The organism is Ruegeria sp. SCSIO 43209, assembly GCF_019904295.1.
Taxonomy (GTDB): Bacteria; Pseudomonadota; Alphaproteobacteria; order Rhodobacterales; family Rhodobacteraceae; genus Ruegeria.
In genome coordinates this window covers 13811-30265 of record NZ_CP065362.1, presented here as the reverse complement: position 1 = coordinate 30265, position 16455 = coordinate 13811, and the positions used below count along the sequence as shown (strand labels likewise).

The following is a 16455-nucleotide window of genomic DNA, read 5'->3' as shown; positions in this document are numbered from 1 at the left end:
GACCTAGTATCCCCGTTGTGGATTTACGATGTTGTTCAGCACCTCGCCCTTGCGATAGCGCATCAGGTTCTCGGAAAACATGCGGACCGATTTCAGATCCCAGCCGTCATAGACCGAGCTGCAGTGCGGTGTGACGATCACGTTGTCCAGTTCCCAGAACCTGTGCCCCTGAGGCAGCGGTTCGGTAACGAACACGTCCAGCGCCGCGCCTCTGATCCGGTTCTGTTCCAGCGCGGCCAGTAGAGGTGCTTCGTCAATTACCCCACCTCGCGAGACGTCGATTGTCACCGTCGTCGGTTTCATGGCGGCAAAAGCCTCCGCCCCGACCAGACCGCGCGTGCTGTCCAGCAGTGGTACGCAAACGACGATAAAGTCAGCGCGTGGCCAGAGATCAGGCAAAGCCTCCATCCCGTGTACCTCGTCCACGTTGGGGGTCGGTTTCGGGCGGGCCCGTACACCGATTGTGTTCAGCCCCATAGCTTTGGATCGTGCCGCAACAGCCTCTCCGGTTTTGCCAAGGCCGATGATCAGCACCGTCTTGCTGTCGATGGGCTCGACTTTGCCGCCGATCCAGTCCCGCCGCACCTGCGCGGCACGAAAGCCCGGGAAATCCAGCGTGAAATGCAGCATCGCCCCCAGCACATATTGTGCCATCATATCGGCGGCGACCCCGGCGGCATTTGTCACCGTTACCTCATCAGGGTTCCAAGGGTTCAGGTGATCGGTGCCCGAGCCGCCGACCGAAGCCCATTTGATTTGCGGGTTCTCGACCAGTGCTGCGCGTGGAAAGCCGGGGGTGCCCGCAAAGCGAACGGAATAGACAACCTCAGCCCCTGTATCCTCGATCAAACCCGTGAGCGCCTCGTAGCTGTCGCAGGTGTGGATCGGCAGATCGGGATGACCTTCAGCAAGAACGGCACGGGCAGCGTCGGGGTTATCGGTGTGCAAGATCACGGTGGGGGATTTCATGCGGGTACCTCCGGTTGGAACTCAGCGCTGGCAATGGCTACCGCGTTGGCGAAAAAAGCAGTGGCGGCGATGTCGAAAAGGACATCGAACCCCACACCTTTGCGTTCGTTGCGCCATGTGATTGCCTCGACATAGCCCACGCGGGTCTGGGCGATCTTTCCCACTGGAAAGGCACCGGGCGACAGGTCGACCGGGCAAATCTTGGCCAGCAGATCGAACAGGCGCGGGCCGGTCAGGTGCATCATGGCCCAGGTTTCCTCGCGCCAGGAATAATAGCCCTTTGGCGTGGCGGCGACCTGCCACCGGGCATACAGGTCGGCAGGTGCATCCAGTACCACCACCTCTTCCTGACCCAGACGCAGAAGGCCATCGGCGGTTTCGTTGACGTCTGGCACCTTCAGGCCCCGCGATTGCAAAAACGCCACGGTGCCTCGGCCCTTGAGGCCAAAACGCGGCGTATGGGTCAGGTCCTGCACGATAATCTGCCCGGAAACCAGTAGTGTGCCTTCAGCAGCGCCCTTTGGGTCAAGCGGATAGGTTCGCATCATCACACCTCCTGCCGTTTGTTTTCAGGATCAAAAAAGGTGTGGCCGCGCACAGTTGTAACGACGCGCTTGCCATTGCGGCACTTCACCGTGACCTGCGATCCTTGCGTAGCGTCATCGCCATGCACATATGCCAGCGCGATATGGGTGTTCAGCGTCGGCGACCACAGGACCGAGGTCACATGCCCCACCGGTACATCATTCCTCAGTACCAGACAGCTTTCCCCCGGTACATCTGGCCCGTCGAATGTCAGCCCGACCAGCTTGCGCGGCAGGCCTTTGTTTCGGCGCATCTCGGTTGAGCGCTTGCCCACGAAAAACGGCTTGGTCTTCGAGATCGCCCATTCGAACCCCAGCTCATCCGGCGAGGTCAGCGCGTCGGTGTCCTGACCAATCAGGATATGGCCTTTCTCCAACCGCAGAATCCGGCTGGCTTCCAGCCCGTAAGGGCGCAACTCGTGCGCGTGACCCGCCGCCATCACCGCATCCCACAGGGTGTGGGCATAGCTGGTGGGGCAGTGCAGCTCGTAGCTCAACTCGCCGGTGAACCCAATCCGCATGGCGCGCACCGGCACCCCGGCCACCATGCCGCTGCGCCCGTCGAGATAGGCAAATCCATCGCGCGAGAAATCGATGTCGCTGTCCAGCGCTTCGACCACGGAGCGCGCCTTGGGACCGGTAATGTTGAAGCCCGAGAAGGCCGAGGTGACGTTCAGCACATCCACATCCAACCGCCACTGCGCATTCCAGAACAACATATCCGAATAAACCCGCGCCACGGCCCCGGTGGTGGCGGTGACATAGAACAGATCCTCGGCCAGCCGATACGCCACGCCATCGTCGATCACCGTGCCCATTTCGTTTGTCATCAGGCAGTACCGGCAGCGGCCCACAGGCTGCTTTTTGTAGGCCATGGTGTAAATGCGGTTGAGGAATTCGCCCGCATCCGGGCCACGCACCTCGAGCCCGCCCAGAGTTGAAACATCCAGCACGCCGACCCCATTGCGCACCGCATGCACCTCTTCTTCGATGAGGCGCTTGGCGTCTTGTTTCGGGCCGTAGAAATAAGGCCGCCACCACGCTCCGACCGGGCGCATGTCCGCCCCCAACCGGATATGTTCGTGATGCAGCGCTGTGCGCCTGTCTGCCGGGTGATGATGACCGGACAGCACGCCCAGCGTTTCGGGGCCAAAGGGCGGACGGGCCGTAGTCACGCCGATCTCCCCGATGGTGCGGTCGGTCGCCTTGGCCACCACCCGGGCGGTGGCCAGCGCCGAGTGCCGCCCTTGTGACGGCCCCATACCAACTGTGGTAAAGCGCTTGATCAGCTCCAACTCGCGATAGCCTTCCTTAACCGCGTTTTGCAGGTCCTTGATTTGAATATCCTCGTCCCGGTCGACAAAATCCTTGCCCTTGGGATGCCCGGCGATTGCCGGTTCGAAATTCGTCAACGAAGCCTCTACATCTTCGACCTGCGCGATGTCGCGGGTTGGCAGCCCCAGACGAGTCAACGCCGTCTGTGCCGCGCGTTGCGCATCGGCCACCACCGCATCAGGCGCAAAGACCCCGGCAACACCCCCGACAATGCCCAGCGGAGCGTCTGGCAGAGACAGGGAAAACCGCGCCGCCGTTTCATTGTACCCAAGGTTCGCGCCAGCATGACAGGGCAGTTGCCACATTGGCGCATAGCCGACCGAAATTACCAACAGATCGCAATCTAGCCAGTCGCCTCCGACCTTTACGCCGGTAACATGGGTCTTGCCACGCGCCTCGCCCACGGCGCCGTGAATGACACGCGTTCCCCTTGTTGCCAGTTGCTGGCCAAGCTCACTGCCGCTGCCACCGGGGCGCGGATCAACCACAGCCGCCAGTTCTACGCCTGCGTCCAACAGATCCAGCGCCACCCGATAACCGTCGAGATTGGCGGCCAGTACCACCGCGCGCTTGCCCGGTTTCACACCATAGTGCCGCATAAGCCGTTGCGCGCCAGTGCCCAGCAAGATGCCCGGCAGGTCATTGTTTCGGAAGATCGCGGGCTGTTCGATGCAGCCGGTGGCCAGCAGAACCTCGCGCGCGCGCGTCTTGAACAGCTTGTTGCCCCGGATCAGCGGCAGCCAGTTGTCCTCGAACCAGCCGTTCACCACTGTATCGGTCATGATGCGAAGGTTCGGCAGACTTTGCACTTTCGCCAGTAGGTCGGACAGCCTGTCGACATCGCGGCCATAGGTCAGCGCGCCGCCCAATACCGGCTCCTGCTCGGCCAGGATGACGTCAGCCCCGGCTTCGGCGGCTTCGATGGCGGCGGTCAACCCGGCCAGCCCCGCGCCGACGACCAGCAGGTCACAAAACAGGTTGGCCTTTTCGTAGTCTTCATTCGGTGCGTTGATATCCAGAACGCCCAGCCCAGCCTTCTTGCGGATCAGCGGCTCCCACAGTTTCAGCCAGCTATTGCGCGTCGGGCCCATGAAGGTACGATAATAGAACCCCACCGGCATGAATCGCCCCAGCTTGTCCATGAATGCGTCGCGGTCTCGCGACAGTGATCCGTTGACGTTCTGCGCCGTAACTTGCAGCCCTGCCGAAATCGGATGCCGGTCGGCCTGCACGTTCGGGTCCGAGGGCAGTTGCACCAGCGTATCGGCCTCGGTGCCCGCCATCGACATCGCACCGCGCGGTCGGTGGTATTTGAACGAGCGCGACAGCATCCACTTCCCCTTCCCGGCCAAAGCCGAGGCGATCACATCACCTTCGTATCCCTGAAATGCCTGCCCTTCAAAGCTGAACGATACCGGCGCATCTCGATTGATCCTGTTGCCCCAGGGTGCGGGAAGTCGGGCCATCACCTTTGCTCCAGCTCTGAGGGGTCAAAAGTGCGGATCACCTCGTTCGTGGTGGCGTTGCGCTCGGCCAGAAAGAAATAGTTCGAGGGCACGTGCCGCCACCATTCCACCAGCGTTCCGCGTGAATTGTCGGCGCGGAACAGGTGACGTGCCCAGTCCTGATCGCTGGTTGTATCCGGGTCGGGGTTGGCGCGCAGAGGGCCGAAGCTCTGGAATTCATTAATATTGCGGGGCCCGTTCATCGGGCAGATCAGGATCTTCATGTCAGTGGCTCGCGGCAGTTGCGCCCATTTCATTGAGCAGATCAAAGGTGGCGAAACGCTCCATTGTGAAGGGTTCGAGTATCGGCGCGACCTTCTGGTTGGCGATGGACTGCGCCATGTACTTGCCCGCCACCGGAGTGGCTTTGAACCCCCAAGTGCCCCAACCGCAATCTAGCCATAGGTTGGACAATGGGCTGGCACCCATGATGGGTGAGTAATCGGGCGTCATGTCGGTAATCCCGGCCCATTGTCGCAGCAGACGCACCCCGTGCAGGAACGGGAACAAATGTACCGCGCCTTCGGCCAGATGTTCTTTCATGTCCAGTGTCGAGCGGGTGGAATACAGCTGATAAGGGTCCGAGCCACCGCCGATCACGATCTCGCCTCGCGATGACTGCACCAGATAGGTGTGCAGGCTGACCGAACTGACCAGCGTGTACAGCCACGGTTTCAGCGGCTGCGTGACCATCGCCTGCAACGGATAGCAACGGATCGGCAATTCTACCCCGGCTTTCATCGCCATGTCGTAGTTCATGCCCCCGACAGCAATCATCACCTGCCCGGCACTGATATCACCGCGATTGGTGCGCACTTTTGTGATCTTGCCACCGGCAGTGTCGAACCCTTCAACCTCGGTACGTTGATGAATTTCCACCCCGCGCCTACTGGCTTGCGCTGCATAGCCCCAGGCCACCGCATCATGCCGCGCAGTGCCTCCATCGGCGTGCCACAAACCGCCGATGATTTCCAGCGGCCCGCCTTCATCCATATTCAGATGCGGGGACAGGTCCTTGACCGTCTGCGCATCAACGACCTCGATCCGGGTGCCCGCGTGTTTACCCATCTCGGCCCGCAGATGGAACGAGCGTAGCGTCGCCTCGGTATGGGCCAGCGTCAGTTGACCGCGCTGGCTGAACATGACGTTGAAATCCAGCTCTTCGCTCATCTTCCCGTAAAGCTGCACACCTTCCTTGTAGAACGCGATGCCCTCTTTGGTGATGTAGTTCGAGCGGATGGTAGTGGTGTTCCGCGCGGTGTTGCCGCCCGCCAGATAACCCTTTTCCAGCACAGCCACATTGGTGATGCCGTGATACTTTGATAGGTAGTGGGCACAGGCCAGTCCGTGGCCGCCACCACCTACGATGACCACATCGTAACTGGATTTAAGCTCTGGCGTGGCCGGAATGTCTCCGGTGACAGGGTAATCGGCGGATAGCCCGTATTTCAGCAGCCTTAGCGGCATTTTTGTTGTCCTGATTTCAGCGGTTGTCAGCGGCGTCATGAATCAGCGCGCCGAGATCCGAGAATTTGGCGTCCGGCGACTGCAACCCCAGAACCGCGTCGCGTATGGCGGCGGCACGGCTGACCCCCAGCGGTGGAGTGGCGAACTCCATGAACTTGGCAATCACTTCGTCACGGTCCATGGGTGCCTCGGGCCCGCCGCGCGCGTGGACGTCGCCCGACGCCAGTTCCCGCCCATCCGTCAAGGTCATGACGACATCAGCAACGCGGCTTTGAGGAAAGCGGTCGGAATGGCGCGCGGTCTCGGCCACCGAGATACGGTCGACAATCGCCGCGACCAGCGGATCGGAGAGGCCCGCGCCGGTGATATGCTCGACCCCGATACGGCCGTGCGCCACCATCGTCGCCACAGCGAAGGGCAGCGAATACTGCGCCTTCGAAGTGTCATCCGGCATACCCTGAAACAGGCAGGCACTTTCGTGGAAAGTGTTCACCTGAATCGCGGCAATGTCCTGATGAGACAAGCCATATTCACGCATAAGCGCCCTGGTGGCGTCGATCGCTGCATGGGCCCAACGACAGATCGGATAGGGCTTCACATATTGATTTTCCATCTGCCAGAAGCTGCCCAGATCCCGCCAGTGATGCGCGACCTCATCCGCCTCTATGGTGATCGCCGGCGCGCCGGTAAATCCCTTCTCGGCCAGCACTGCCGAGGATACACCCACCAGCGCGCCCCAGCCCGAGCCGTCATGCAGCATGGTGGGGTTGGCAATCTCGCGCATCATTTGACTGCGCGGCCCGTGATATTCGGCGATGCCCATGGCCTGCCGCATCTGTTCCGCGCTCAGCCCGCGCAGACGGGCGGCAACGGCCACAACTCCCAACGCGTTCCATGCGCCGGAAGTGTGGTAGTCGCTGACTGTGTCATGCAACGAAATCCCGGCGCGCCCGGCGATTTCGTATCCAATAGTTACGGTCGCCAACGCCTCGGGGCCGGAAAAATCCGCGACCGTTTCCGCCAAAGCCGCCAGAGCCGGCACAACGGCAACACCGATATGGCCCTTGGTGGGGTTATAGCCGTCATGGCCATCCAGATTATCGGTCTGAGTCGCAGCGGCATAAGCCGCGCCGGCAACGCTAACCTTGCGGCCATCGAACAGCATCCGTGCGCTGAGGCCCGGATCGCCCGCACCGTAAAGCGCCACTGCGCTGTCACGCGCGATCTGACCGGCCTGCATCGGTCCGGACCCGATGGTGATCCCCATCGTGTCCAGCAGCATCAGTGCCGCCGCTTCGAGCGCGCTGTCGGGGAAATCCTGCACCCTTCGATTTAGCGCAAACTTTGCGATAGTTTGAAATGTGTTGGTCACGATGCCCTACAGATGAGGTTTCGGGTTCGGCCAAAACCTAAGTGTGTTTGCCCATCGCAGCACGAAAACAATACGAGGGCAATGGCCCCGGAAAATTTGTAGCTTTGGCTCCGCTCCATTGTAGCATATGAACCAGATCAATTCCCGCCGCGAAACAGGATTCCCGGCGCACCACCCATCCGCCCGCCCAGGAAAATGTCGCCATGATGAACCTGCCCCACCTGATCTTCCTGCGCTCCTTCGAGGCCGCCGCCCGGTACCTCAGCTTTACCAGCGCGGCAGATGAGCTGAACTGCACCCAATCCGCCGTCAGCAACCATGTGCGTTCGCTCGAAGAGTTTTTGCAGCGGCCTCTGTTCGTGCGCCATGCCCGGTCATTGTCGCTGACCGACGTGGGCGAGGCGTATCTGCCTTCAGTGCGGCATGCTCTGCATGAGATTGACGTGGCCACACAATCGGTCATCCAGCGGTCACACACCCGCAAAGTCGTCGTGTCTTGCCCGGTCAGCCTGGCCGAGAATTGGCTACCGGACGTAATCCGGGGCTTTAGCGACCAGCACCCGGATATCGACCTGACGGTACACGGCACCGTCTGGATTGATGTCGAGCCGAACGTCTCGGACATTTCGATAACGGTCAATCATATTGACGATGTGACGGTGGGCGCACGGCAGCTGTGGGCCGAAAAGCTTGCGGTCGTGTGTGCACCCGAATTCACAGTCAATGGCGCGCAGCTAACCGATCCGGCACAACTGCAAGAGGCACCTCTGATCCATATTCTGGGTCGTCCAGCTTATTGGGAACGGGTCGCACGTCATTTTGATCTGGCAGACCTGAACCAGAAGGAAGGGCTGCGGACCAACGCTTCAAATCTGGCAATGGAGATGGCGGCGAAGTCGTTGGGCTGCGTCGCCCTACCCCGCTCTCTGGCCGGGTCTTATGTGGACCGGGGGCTGCTGATCGAACCGTTCGAATTCGATTTGGACAGCCCCTGGGCCTATTTCGTGCGTCTCAAGGAAAAACCCGTTTCACCGTCGGTCAGGCTGTTTCAGGACTGGCTACTAAACGCCGCCGCCAGCATGAACCGCTGACCTGCAACGGGGCTGCTCAGGCAGCCCCTTCCAGTGCCGGTTTAACATCGCGCAGGCGGTTTCCATCCGGATCAAAGGGAGGCTCGGACAGGATTTTCGCTTCATGGGGCTTGCCAAGGATGAACACTTCGACCGTATCACCAGGTTGTGCGACCTCAGGGTTTAAATAGCCAAGCGCTAGCGATTTGCCGACCGAATAGCCGTATGCACCGGATGTCACGCGGCCAACCGGGGTACCATCCGGGGTAAAAATCGGCTCACCGCCGGTAGCGTCGGCATCCTCGGAGACTTCGACCTCGAAGATTGACAGCACTTCGCGCGCGGCGTTGTCCTTGACCGACAGATACGCATCCTTGTGCAGGAAATCCTTGTCTAGCTTGATCAGGCCCGCCAGCCCGACCTCTTGCGGCCAGTATTCCTGCGAATACTCACGGCCCCAAGAGCCATAACCTTTTTCGATCCGCAACGACCCCAGCGCGCGGCCGCCAACGGGGCCGCCATCCAGCAGCTTGGCCGCATCCAGAAGCGCAGCGTACAGGCGGGTCTGATCTTCTTCGGCGCAGTGCAACTCCCACCCTAGATCGCCGGTAAAGCTGACGCGGATGGCCAGACAGGTGACACCTGCAACCTCGATTGTGGCCGAGCGCATAAAGCGGAACGCCTCGTTCGACAGGTCTGCATTGGTCAGCCGCTGCAGCAGGTCACGCGCTTTCGGACCGGCGACGTTGAACCCGGCTATGCGGTCGGTGGCGACTTCGAGGGTTGTGTCCTTTGGCAGGTCGATCATGTTGAAAAAGCGTTGATGATAGCGCTCGGCCATGCCCGATCCGATCATCATGTATTCGTCATCGGCCACCTTGGTTATGGTGAAATCGCCAGCCACGCCGCCACGCACAGAGATCAGCGGCGTCAGGCAAGACCGCCCGATCACGGTGGGTACGCGGTTGGCGACCAAGCGATCCAGCCAATCTTGCGCACCGGGTCCTTTGATGATGTAGTTCGCAAAATTCGATATGTCGATGACGCCCACATTCTCCCGCAGCATCTGTACCTCACGTCCCACCGGCTCCCACCAGTTCTGGCGTGTGAAGCCGTTGGTTTCCTGCACGCCGGGCTGATCGGCGAACCATAGGGGATGCTCCCAGCCGCAGTTCAGACCAAAGACACAGCCCATGTCTTTCTGCATTTCAAAGGCAGGGCGGACTCGGGCGGGGCGACCTGCACTACGCTCCTCGTTCGGGAAGTGGATGGCAAAACGGTGGGTATACTGGTCCTCAACCCGTGCCTTGGTGAATTTTTTGTCGGCCCAGTCGCCGAAGCGGGCCAGATCCCATGCAAACATGTCGTATTGCGGCTCGCCCTCGATCATCCACTGCGCCGCCAGCAGGCCCAAACCACCCGATTGCGAGAAACCCGGGATCAGTCCGCCGCAGAGGAAATAGTTCTTCAGTTCGGGCACCGGACCCCACAAGGCGCTGGAGTCCGGAGACCAGATCATCGGCCCGTTGATCACCCGTTTGACCCCTGCGGTGGCGGCAACTGGCACACGTTCGGTAGCGCGGATCACGTTTTCCATGATCCGATCCAAATCGTCGGGGAACAGGTCATGAGCAAAGTCCAGCGGCGTACCGTCCTCGGCCCAGAACTTCATGTCCTTCTCATAGGCCCCGATCAGCAATCCGTTGCCTTCCTGACGGAAATAGTACTCGCCATCCCGGTCTGCAATTGACGGAAGGCGACGGCCCAGATTGGCAACTTCTTCGATGGATTCAGTCACGAAGTACTGGTGCTCGGTCGGTTGCAACGGCAGAGTCAGCCCCGCCAGCGCCGCAACTTCGCGGCCCCAAAGACCAGCGGCATTCACCACCCATTGCGTGTGAATATCGCCCTTTGCGGTACGCACGATCCAAGACCCGTCGGGTTGCTGATCCGTACCTAGTACCGGACAGAACCGTTCTATGGTTGCTCCCATGGCGCGGGCACCGGCAGCATAGGCGTGGGGCACGCCCGAGGGATCCACATTGCCGCCATCGGGTTCATACATGATGCAGCGGATATCGTCGAACTGCGCCAGCGGGTGCAGTTCCTTGGCCTGCTCGCGACTGACCTCGTGGAAGTTCAAACCATAAAATTTAGCCTTGGCTTCCTGCAGGCGCAGCTGATGCTCGCGTTCTTCGGTTTGCGCCAAATAGAGCGAACCGGGCTGGAACACGCCGCAGCTTTGACCGGTTTCCTGTTCCAGTTCTTTATACAGATTCATCGTATAGTGCTGGATGCGGGTGATATTGTTGTTGTCATGCAGCCCATGAATGTTAGCCGCCGCGTGCCAGGTCGAGCCGCTGGTCAGTTCGTCCCGCTCTAGCAGGACCACATCGGTCCAACCCAACTTGGCGAGATGATACAGAATTGAACAGCCGGCTAGGCCGCCGCCGATTACAACCGCTTGCGCATGCGTTTTCATGTGCTTCCCCTCTCAAATGCCTCAGGCGGCGATGGTTTTCATTGCACCCAGAAACTGGGCCACTTCGGCGACGCTGTTGTAGTGGCACATCGAAACACGCACGCAGCTGTCCATGCCAAGCGGTGTCAAGATGTTGCCCGAGTAGTGATCGGCCTTGCGCAAATGCGTACGGATGCCTTGTTCGTTCAGTTGCTTGACCACATCGACCGACGGCACGCCCTCGACCTGCAGTGACACCAGCCCCTCGCGTGCTGGGTTATCGACACCGCCCAGAATGGTCACCTTCTCCATCTCGGCCAGCCCGGGCAGGTTGCCGGTTCCGCGGATCATCGCATCAGTCAACGCTTTTTCCTGCTCATGGATCGCCTCTCCGGCAGCGACGAATTTTGCGCGCCGGTCGGTGGCGTCGCTGACCTGTGCGCCCAGCCATTCGAAATAGCTGATTACGTCAGACATTGTAGCGTAAGAGCCGGTATCACGCGTCCCCATTTCCCAATTGTCGGCGGGGCCGTCGATCAAGCTGTTATGTGGCAGCTTGGTCAGCCGGTCAGAAATCCAGGCCACCCCGTAACCATGGCGCGAGAACACCTTGTAAGGCGAGATCACATAGCCATCGACATCATAGGCGGTCAGGTCGATCCGGCCATGCGCGGCGTGCTGGATACCGTCGATTATGATGAAGCAATTGGGCGCAACGGCGCGGATCTCGGCAGCCACAGCCGCTACATCCACGCCCATACCGGTCACCGGCGAGGTGTGCACGATAGTCGCAACCTTTGTGTCCGGCGTTACCTGCGCCGCATAAGCATCTGCGGTGACGGTGCCTGTGGCGTCGTCATGGACCACCAGAACATGATCTTGCCCGGCCACCCCGGCCCAACGCGCGCAAGCGCTTCGGGTCGCGGGATGTTCCAGCGTTGTGCCAAGCACCCGACCGGTGCCTGTGCCCAGACAGGCGTTCATTATCAAACGAAACAGCAGCTCGGTCCCGCTTTCGCCGACAAAGAACTGGCCACCGGGGGCGTTCATGAACACGGCCATATCTTCTTTGGCCTTGTTGATTACCCGCACCAGTTCGTGACTTCCCGGGTTGTCGCGGCCCTGATTGTCAGGGATCGCAGCATAAGCCTGCGAGGTGCCCACAACCGAATTCAGCGTCAGCGCGCCACCCGCGTTTTCAAAGAAAATACGCGGTCCCTGCTGCGGGCAGTGGTCGACCTGCGCAAATCGGGCACGGATTTGTTCAAGCAATTCTGGAGTGATCTTAGTCATCGGGAACCATTCCTGCGAAAATGTCATTCTGGCAAGATATATGCGCCCTTTTGCAAAACTACTCACAAAAAAACTTGGGGCATTGTGGGTGGAAATTGAGACCATCGAGCCAAGAGAACTCAGCCACAAGAACAATGTGGTTCGCGAATTTCAGATTCGTCGGCCCGATCACACCCTCAAGCATGCCTTCGCTCGGTTGAGAAACCGCTGGTCAGGCCGACGGTTTGTAACCTGAGCGTTGTTCTAGAGACATCGCTTTGCAGGACGGTGTTGAGAGAGTGACGATCCAACCTCATTGGCGCAGCCTGTACCGCCATCACAAACCAGACATCGTAGAAGCGGGCATGCATCCTGCATTCCAGATATTCCCATATCGGCAGGGGTATTTAGATTGATAGCGAATCATGCATTTGTTTACAGCAGTTTGGGATTTCGTCACGCCTTTCAGACCTGACTAATCGCCATTGTAAGAGATCACGAACTTGCCTTCGACGCGGCGATACCGCGAACCACTCCCGCGCTGGTGGCGCATTCGTCGATGGTCAATAGCTTGTAACATATTGGTGTATAGAGCTTGCTGATTGAAAGCTGAAAAGTTAATCGTCTGCAACAGGTTAGCTTATGTCCAGACTTCGAGTATTAAATCAATTTGCCAAAATTTCTGCTAATTAGGCTTAAACCCATCATCGACGCACCAAGGACATGCGCAGAGCAGCGACAGACCGGTGTTGCGACCCAAACGCCGTTGCCCCGCAAAAACTGACATAATTCACCTGAACGATGAACATTGGTTGTCCGGCCCACCAAAAAGGCAGGCCGGACAGTGTTAATAAGTACTTTTAGTCGTACAGAACGGCCGAGATCTTCGGGTCGTCAATATTCGAGGCATCGTAGTAGTAGAAGCCTGTGTCGATCAGACCTGGAACCTCTTCCCCATTCAGAGCCGCAACCGCTGCTTTCACAGTCTCATAGCCGATGCCCACAGGGTTTTGCGTGATCGCACCCGCCATCAGACCGCTCTTGATTGCGTCTTTCTGGGCCTTGCCACTATCATAACCGATGATCACCAAACCCTCGGTGCCCAGCTCCTGAACACCGTTTACAACACCAATAGCTGAGCCTTCGTTGGTGCCAAAGATACCATTTAGATCAGGGTTAGCAGTCAGGATCGCCTTGGTGACTTCGGTCGATTTCAGGTGGTCGCCCTGGCCGTACTGAACCGTGACAACTTCAATATCCGGATACTTCTCAGCCATGCGATTGACGAAACCGTCGCGACGATCAATACCTGTGCGGCTTGTCTGGTCATGGGCGACAACAGCAACCTTCCCTTTGCCCCCGATTTTTTCAGCCATCTTGTCTGCTGCCAACCCTGCTGCCGCCAGGTTGTCCGTTGTCGCGGTTGAAAGCGGAATATCGCTATCAACACCACTGTCGAAGGCGATAATCGGAATGCCCTTTTTGTTGGCCTGTTTCAAAAGCGGGATAGCAGCCTGGCTGTCCAGCGCGGCAAAACCGATTGCCTTTGGATTATTGGCCAGAGCGGCAGCCAGCATGTCGATCTGACGGTCCACCATAGTCTCATTGTCCGGGCCTTCGAATGTGATGGTGACATCAAATTCGTCAGCCGCCTGCTCCGCACCCGACTTCACGGCCTGCCAGAACTGATGCTGGAAGCCTTTGGATACCAGCGGGATGTAGATCTCTTCGGCTGCCGCCATCGAGGCGGGTCCTGCCAGGGTGGCTGCACTCAGCGCACCCAGAATGAAACGACGTGATAACATGTTTTCTCCTCCAGTTGGTCGTTTTGGTCTTTGAATTAGCTGCTAGGTCATCCCGATTTCTTGCGCCGTGCCATATCGGCATAGACGGCCAGGATGATGATTGCGCCGGTCACAACGGTCTGCCATTCCTGCGCAACGGACAGCACGCGCAATCCGTTGGTCAGCACGGCCATGATAAGCGCACCGATCAGCGTACCCAGGATCGTCCCGCGTCCACCGGACAAGGAGGTGCCGCCGATCACCACAGCTGCGATCGCCTCCAGCTCGTAACCCAGTCCCAATGCCGGTTGTGCGGAATTCAGGCGCGAGGCGATGAGGATTCCGGCGATGCCGCAGATCGCGCCGGCCAGAGCGTAAATGCGCATCTTCCACATGTCGGTGTTCACGCCGGACAAGCGCACTGCTTCCTCATTTGAGCCAAGTGCAAAGGTGTACCGGCCTAGAACCGTGCGCCCCAGAATGTACGAGGCCGCGATGGCAACCAGGAACAGGATCAAGACCCCATTGGGGATGGGCAGCGACGGGAAAACCTCTCCGATCAGCGACCCGCGCGAAATCAGATCGAAGCCCGGCGTATCATTGAAGTAGATTGGTCGCGTGCCCGAGATCACCAGCGACAGGCCTTTGAGGATCAACATCATTCCAAGCGTCGCAATGAATGGCGGAATTTTCATTTTCGCTACGAAAGTGCCCGAGCAAAGTCCGCAAAATGCGCCCGCCGCTATGGCTGCGGCCACACCCAACAGCAAGGGCATGCCGAGATATGTCAGGACCACCCCGGCGATCACAGCACAGAAGGTCATCAGTGTTCCGACTGAAAGGTCGATCCCGCCGGTGATAATGACCAGCGTCGCGGCGACGGCCAGAACGCCATTCACTGATGTCGCCTGCAGAATGGCGATCATGTTCGATGTCTGCATGAAATTCGGCGACGCAATAGAAAATCCGATCAGCAGGACGATCAAACTGGCAAAGGCCAACAGCTTTTGATAGGCGCCACTGTCCGCGAGGCCCGATAGTGGCTTTTTCTTTTCGATGTCGGTTGCTGTGGTCATTGGACTGTCCCTGTTACCTGCATCGCCGCCGCACGTTGCGTGGCCAGATGCATGATGTCTTCCTGAGTTGTGTCTTTTCCGCCGGGCAAAATGCCGGTCAGCCGCCCTTCGCACATCACGGCGATGCGATGGCTGAGGCGCATGATTTCGGGCAGTTCAGACGAGATCACGATGATCGTCTTGCCCTGCCCTGCCAGTTCTTCCAGCAACTTGTAAATCTCGGATTTCGCGCCGACGTCGATACCGCGGGTCGGTTCGTCAAAGATCAGAATATCGCAGTCGCGCAGCAGCCATTTGGCGATGACAACCTTCTGCTGATTGCCGCCTGACAGCAGGCGAACCTCCTGCACATCCGATGGCGTTCTAATGCCCAATTGCTGGATGTAGCTTTTGGCGGTGTCGCTGATTTCACCATCGTGCAGAACCCCGCCTGCGCCGGTGAATAGGTCCATCGAGGCAAGCGCGATGTTGTCGCGTACATTCATACTAGTGGCGAGACCGAAGTGCTTTCGGTCCTCGGACAGGTATCCAATCCCCGCTTTGACGGCGTCGGTGGGTGATTTGATCGACACCACCTGACCATGTACCCGGATTTCTCCGCTATCCTTGGGGTCGGCCCCAAATATGGCGCGCGCGACCTCGGTGCGACCTGCGCCCATAAGACCGGCGAAGCCCAGAATTTCACCCTTTTGGACCGAGAAACTGACGTCCTGAATTTCGTTGCTCCGGCTCAGCCCGGTGATCTGCAGAGACATCTCCGCATCACCCAGATCGGGCACGTCCAGCGGTTCTTCCTTGACCTCTCGGCCCACCATCATGGCGATGATCTGGCTGATCGGGGTTTCAGCAGCCCCAACTGTTCCGACATATTCCCCATCGCGCATAACCGTCACGCGATCCGAGATCTGCTTCAGCTCGTCCATCTTGTGGCTAATGTAAACGATGCCTACACCTTCAGCCTTGAGGCGGCGGATGATCACGAACAGCTCAGCAATCTCGGCGTCATTCAGGGCCGCTGTTGGCTCGTCCATGATGAGCACCTTGGACCGAAAGGACAGTGCCTTGGCGATCTCGACCATTTGCTGTTTTGCGATGGTCAGGCTGCCAACCAACGCCTTGGGATCAAGGCTGAGGTTCATCGAAGCAAAGATTTCGGCAGTCTGCGCATTCAGCGCCGCCTCGTCCAAACGGCCAAAGCTCTTACGCGGTTCGCGTCCGATAAAAATGTTCTGGGCTACGGTCAGGTCGTTCATCAGGCTCAATTCCTGATGGATGATCCCTATACCTAGATCCTGCGCCTCGCGCGGGGTTGTCGGGCTGACTTCGCGCCCTTCGATCTTCAAGGTCCCGCCGTCACGTTGATAAATACCCGACAGGATTTTCATCAACGTACTTTTGCCGGCACCGTTCTCGCCCATCAGCGCGTGAACTTCACCCGGTTCAAGATCGAATTGCACGGATTTCAGCGCGTGCACGCCGGGGAAAAACTTATCAATCCCCGTCATTTCGACCAGTCTATTTTTATTGCCTCCCATTTGCCCCTCTCCCCTTGGACCAACG

At 58.9% G+C, this 16455-nt stretch carries 12 protein-coding genes; 1 reads left to right on the top strand and 11 read right to left on the bottom strand.

Annotated features, from left to right (window positions below; translation table 11 throughout):
- Nucleotides 1-3: 3 nt before the first annotated feature.
- The 6 genes from I5192_RS19660 to I5192_RS19635 are packed head-to-tail and all read right to left on the bottom strand — an operon-like array spanning nucleotide 4 to nucleotide 7232.
- A complete protein-coding gene (locus tag I5192_RS19660) occupies nucleotides 4-969 on the bottom strand; it encodes a D-2-hydroxyacid dehydrogenase (RefSeq protein ID WP_223118563.1) in 966 nt (321 codons plus the stop codon).
- Nucleotides 966-1517: a hypothetical protein gene (locus I5192_RS19655; RefSeq protein ID WP_223118562.1), complete on the bottom strand. Its 552-nt coding sequence runs from the start codon at nucleotides 1515-1517 to the stop codon at nucleotides 966-968. Before I5192_RS19655 ends, I5192_RS19660 begins: the two co-directional genes overlap by 4 nt.
- On the bottom strand, nucleotides 1517-4354 hold the full coding sequence (locus I5192_RS19650; RefSeq protein WP_223118561.1) for a 2Fe-2S iron-sulfur cluster-binding protein: 2838 nt from the start codon (nucleotides 4352-4354) through the stop codon (nucleotides 1517-1519). Before I5192_RS19650 ends, I5192_RS19655 begins: the two co-directional genes overlap by 1 nt.
- Nucleotides 4354-4617 (bottom strand): sarcosine oxidase subunit delta, encoded by a 264-nt coding sequence (locus I5192_RS19645; RefSeq protein WP_223118560.1) that lies wholly within the window; start codon nucleotides 4615-4617, stop codon nucleotides 4354-4356. The genes I5192_RS19650 and I5192_RS19645 overlap by 1 nt, the downstream gene beginning before the upstream one ends.
- A 1-nt stretch (nucleotide 4618) precedes the next feature.
- Nucleotides 4619-5860, bottom strand: coding sequence for an FAD-dependent oxidoreductase (locus I5192_RS19640; RefSeq protein ID WP_223118559.1), 1242 nt, complete (start codon nucleotides 5858-5860; stop codon nucleotides 4619-4621).
- A 16-nt stretch (nucleotides 5861-5876) separates the two neighbouring features.
- Nucleotides 5877-7232: an MmgE/PrpD family protein gene (locus I5192_RS19635; RefSeq protein WP_223118558.1), complete on the bottom strand. Its 1356-nt coding sequence runs from the start codon at nucleotides 7230-7232 to the stop codon at nucleotides 5877-5879.
- Between the two features lie 203 nt (nucleotides 7233-7435).
- On the opposite strand from I5192_RS19635, the gene I5192_RS19630 reads away from it, so the two are divergent.
- Nucleotides 7436-8323, top strand: a complete 888-nt coding sequence (locus tag I5192_RS19630; protein WP_170423129.1) for a LysR substrate-binding domain-containing protein — start codon at nucleotides 7436-7438, stop codon at nucleotides 8321-8323.
- A 16-nt stretch (nucleotides 8324-8339) separates the two neighbouring features.
- Here I5192_RS19630 and I5192_RS19625 read toward each other — a convergent pair whose 3' ends face one another.
- The 5 genes from I5192_RS19625 to I5192_RS19605 form a co-directional block, all read right to left on the bottom strand.
- Nucleotides 8340-10784: an FAD-dependent oxidoreductase gene (locus tag I5192_RS19625; RefSeq protein ID WP_223118557.1), complete on the bottom strand. Its 2445-nt coding sequence runs from the start codon at nucleotides 10782-10784 to the stop codon at nucleotides 8340-8342.
- Between the two features lie 21 nt (nucleotides 10785-10805).
- The gene (locus I5192_RS19620; RefSeq protein WP_170407417.1) at nucleotides 10806-12056 is read right to left on the bottom strand and encodes an aminotransferase class V-fold PLP-dependent enzyme; all 1251 of its coding nucleotides are present in this window, start codon (nucleotides 12054-12056) and stop codon (nucleotides 10806-10808) included.
- A gap of 839 nt (nucleotides 12057-12895) precedes the next feature.
- A complete protein-coding gene (locus tag I5192_RS19615; RefSeq protein WP_170423123.1) occupies nucleotides 12896-13840 on the bottom strand; it encodes an ABC transporter substrate-binding protein in 945 nt (314 codons plus the stop codon).
- A gap of 47 nt (nucleotides 13841-13887) precedes the next feature.
- On the bottom strand, nucleotides 13888-14895 hold the full coding sequence (locus I5192_RS19610; protein ID WP_170423121.1) for an ABC transporter permease: 1008 nt from the start codon (nucleotides 14893-14895) through the stop codon (nucleotides 13888-13890).
- On the bottom strand, nucleotides 14892-16430 hold the full coding sequence (locus I5192_RS19605) for a sugar ABC transporter ATP-binding protein (protein WP_255612237.1): 1539 nt from the start codon (nucleotides 16428-16430) through the stop codon (nucleotides 14892-14894). Before I5192_RS19605 ends, I5192_RS19610 begins: the two co-directional genes overlap by 4 nt.
- Nucleotides 16431-16455 lie beyond the last annotated feature (25 nt).

Excerpts from the sequence above, each read along its gene's own strand:
- I5192_RS19660 (WP_223118563.1), bottom strand. The coding sequence starts at position 969 with ATGAAATCCCCCACCGTGATCTTGCACACCGATAACCCCGACGCTGCC.
- I5192_RS19610 (WP_170423121.1), bottom strand. The coding sequence starts at position 14,895 with ATGACCACAGCAACCGACATCGAAAAGAAAAAGCCACTATCGGGCCTC.
- I5192_RS19625 (WP_223118557.1), bottom strand. The coding sequence starts at position 10,784 with ATGAAAACGCATGCGCAAGCGGTTGTAATCGGCGGCGGCCTAGCCGGC.
- I5192_RS19620 (WP_170407417.1), bottom strand. The coding sequence starts at position 12,056 with ATGACTAAGATCACTCCAGAATTGCTTGAACAAATCCGTGCCCGATTT.
- I5192_RS19630 (WP_170423129.1), top strand. The coding sequence starts at position 7,436 with ATGATGAACCTGCCCCACCTGATCTTCCTGCGCTCCTTCGAGGCCGCC.
- I5192_RS19655 (WP_223118562.1), bottom strand. The coding sequence starts at position 1,517 with ATGATGCGAACCTATCCGCTTGACCCAAAGGGCGCTGCTGAAGGCACA.
- I5192_RS19640 (WP_223118559.1), bottom strand. The coding sequence starts at position 5,860 with ATGCCGCTAAGGCTGCTGAAATACGGGCTATCCGCCGATTACCCTGTC.
- I5192_RS19650 (WP_223118561.1), bottom strand. The coding sequence starts at position 4,354 with ATGGCCCGACTTCCCGCACCCTGGGGCAACAGGATCAATCGAGATGCG.
- I5192_RS19645 (WP_223118560.1), bottom strand. The coding sequence starts at position 4,617 with ATGAAGATCCTGATCTGCCCGATGAACGGGCCCCGCAATATTAATGAA.
- I5192_RS19605 (WP_255612237.1), bottom strand. The coding sequence starts at position 16,430 with ATGGGAGGCAATAAAAATAGACTGGTCGAAATGACGGGGATTGATAAG.
- I5192_RS19615 (WP_170423123.1), bottom strand. The coding sequence starts at position 13,840 with ATGTTATCACGTCGTTTCATTCTGGGTGCGCTGAGTGCAGCCACCCTG.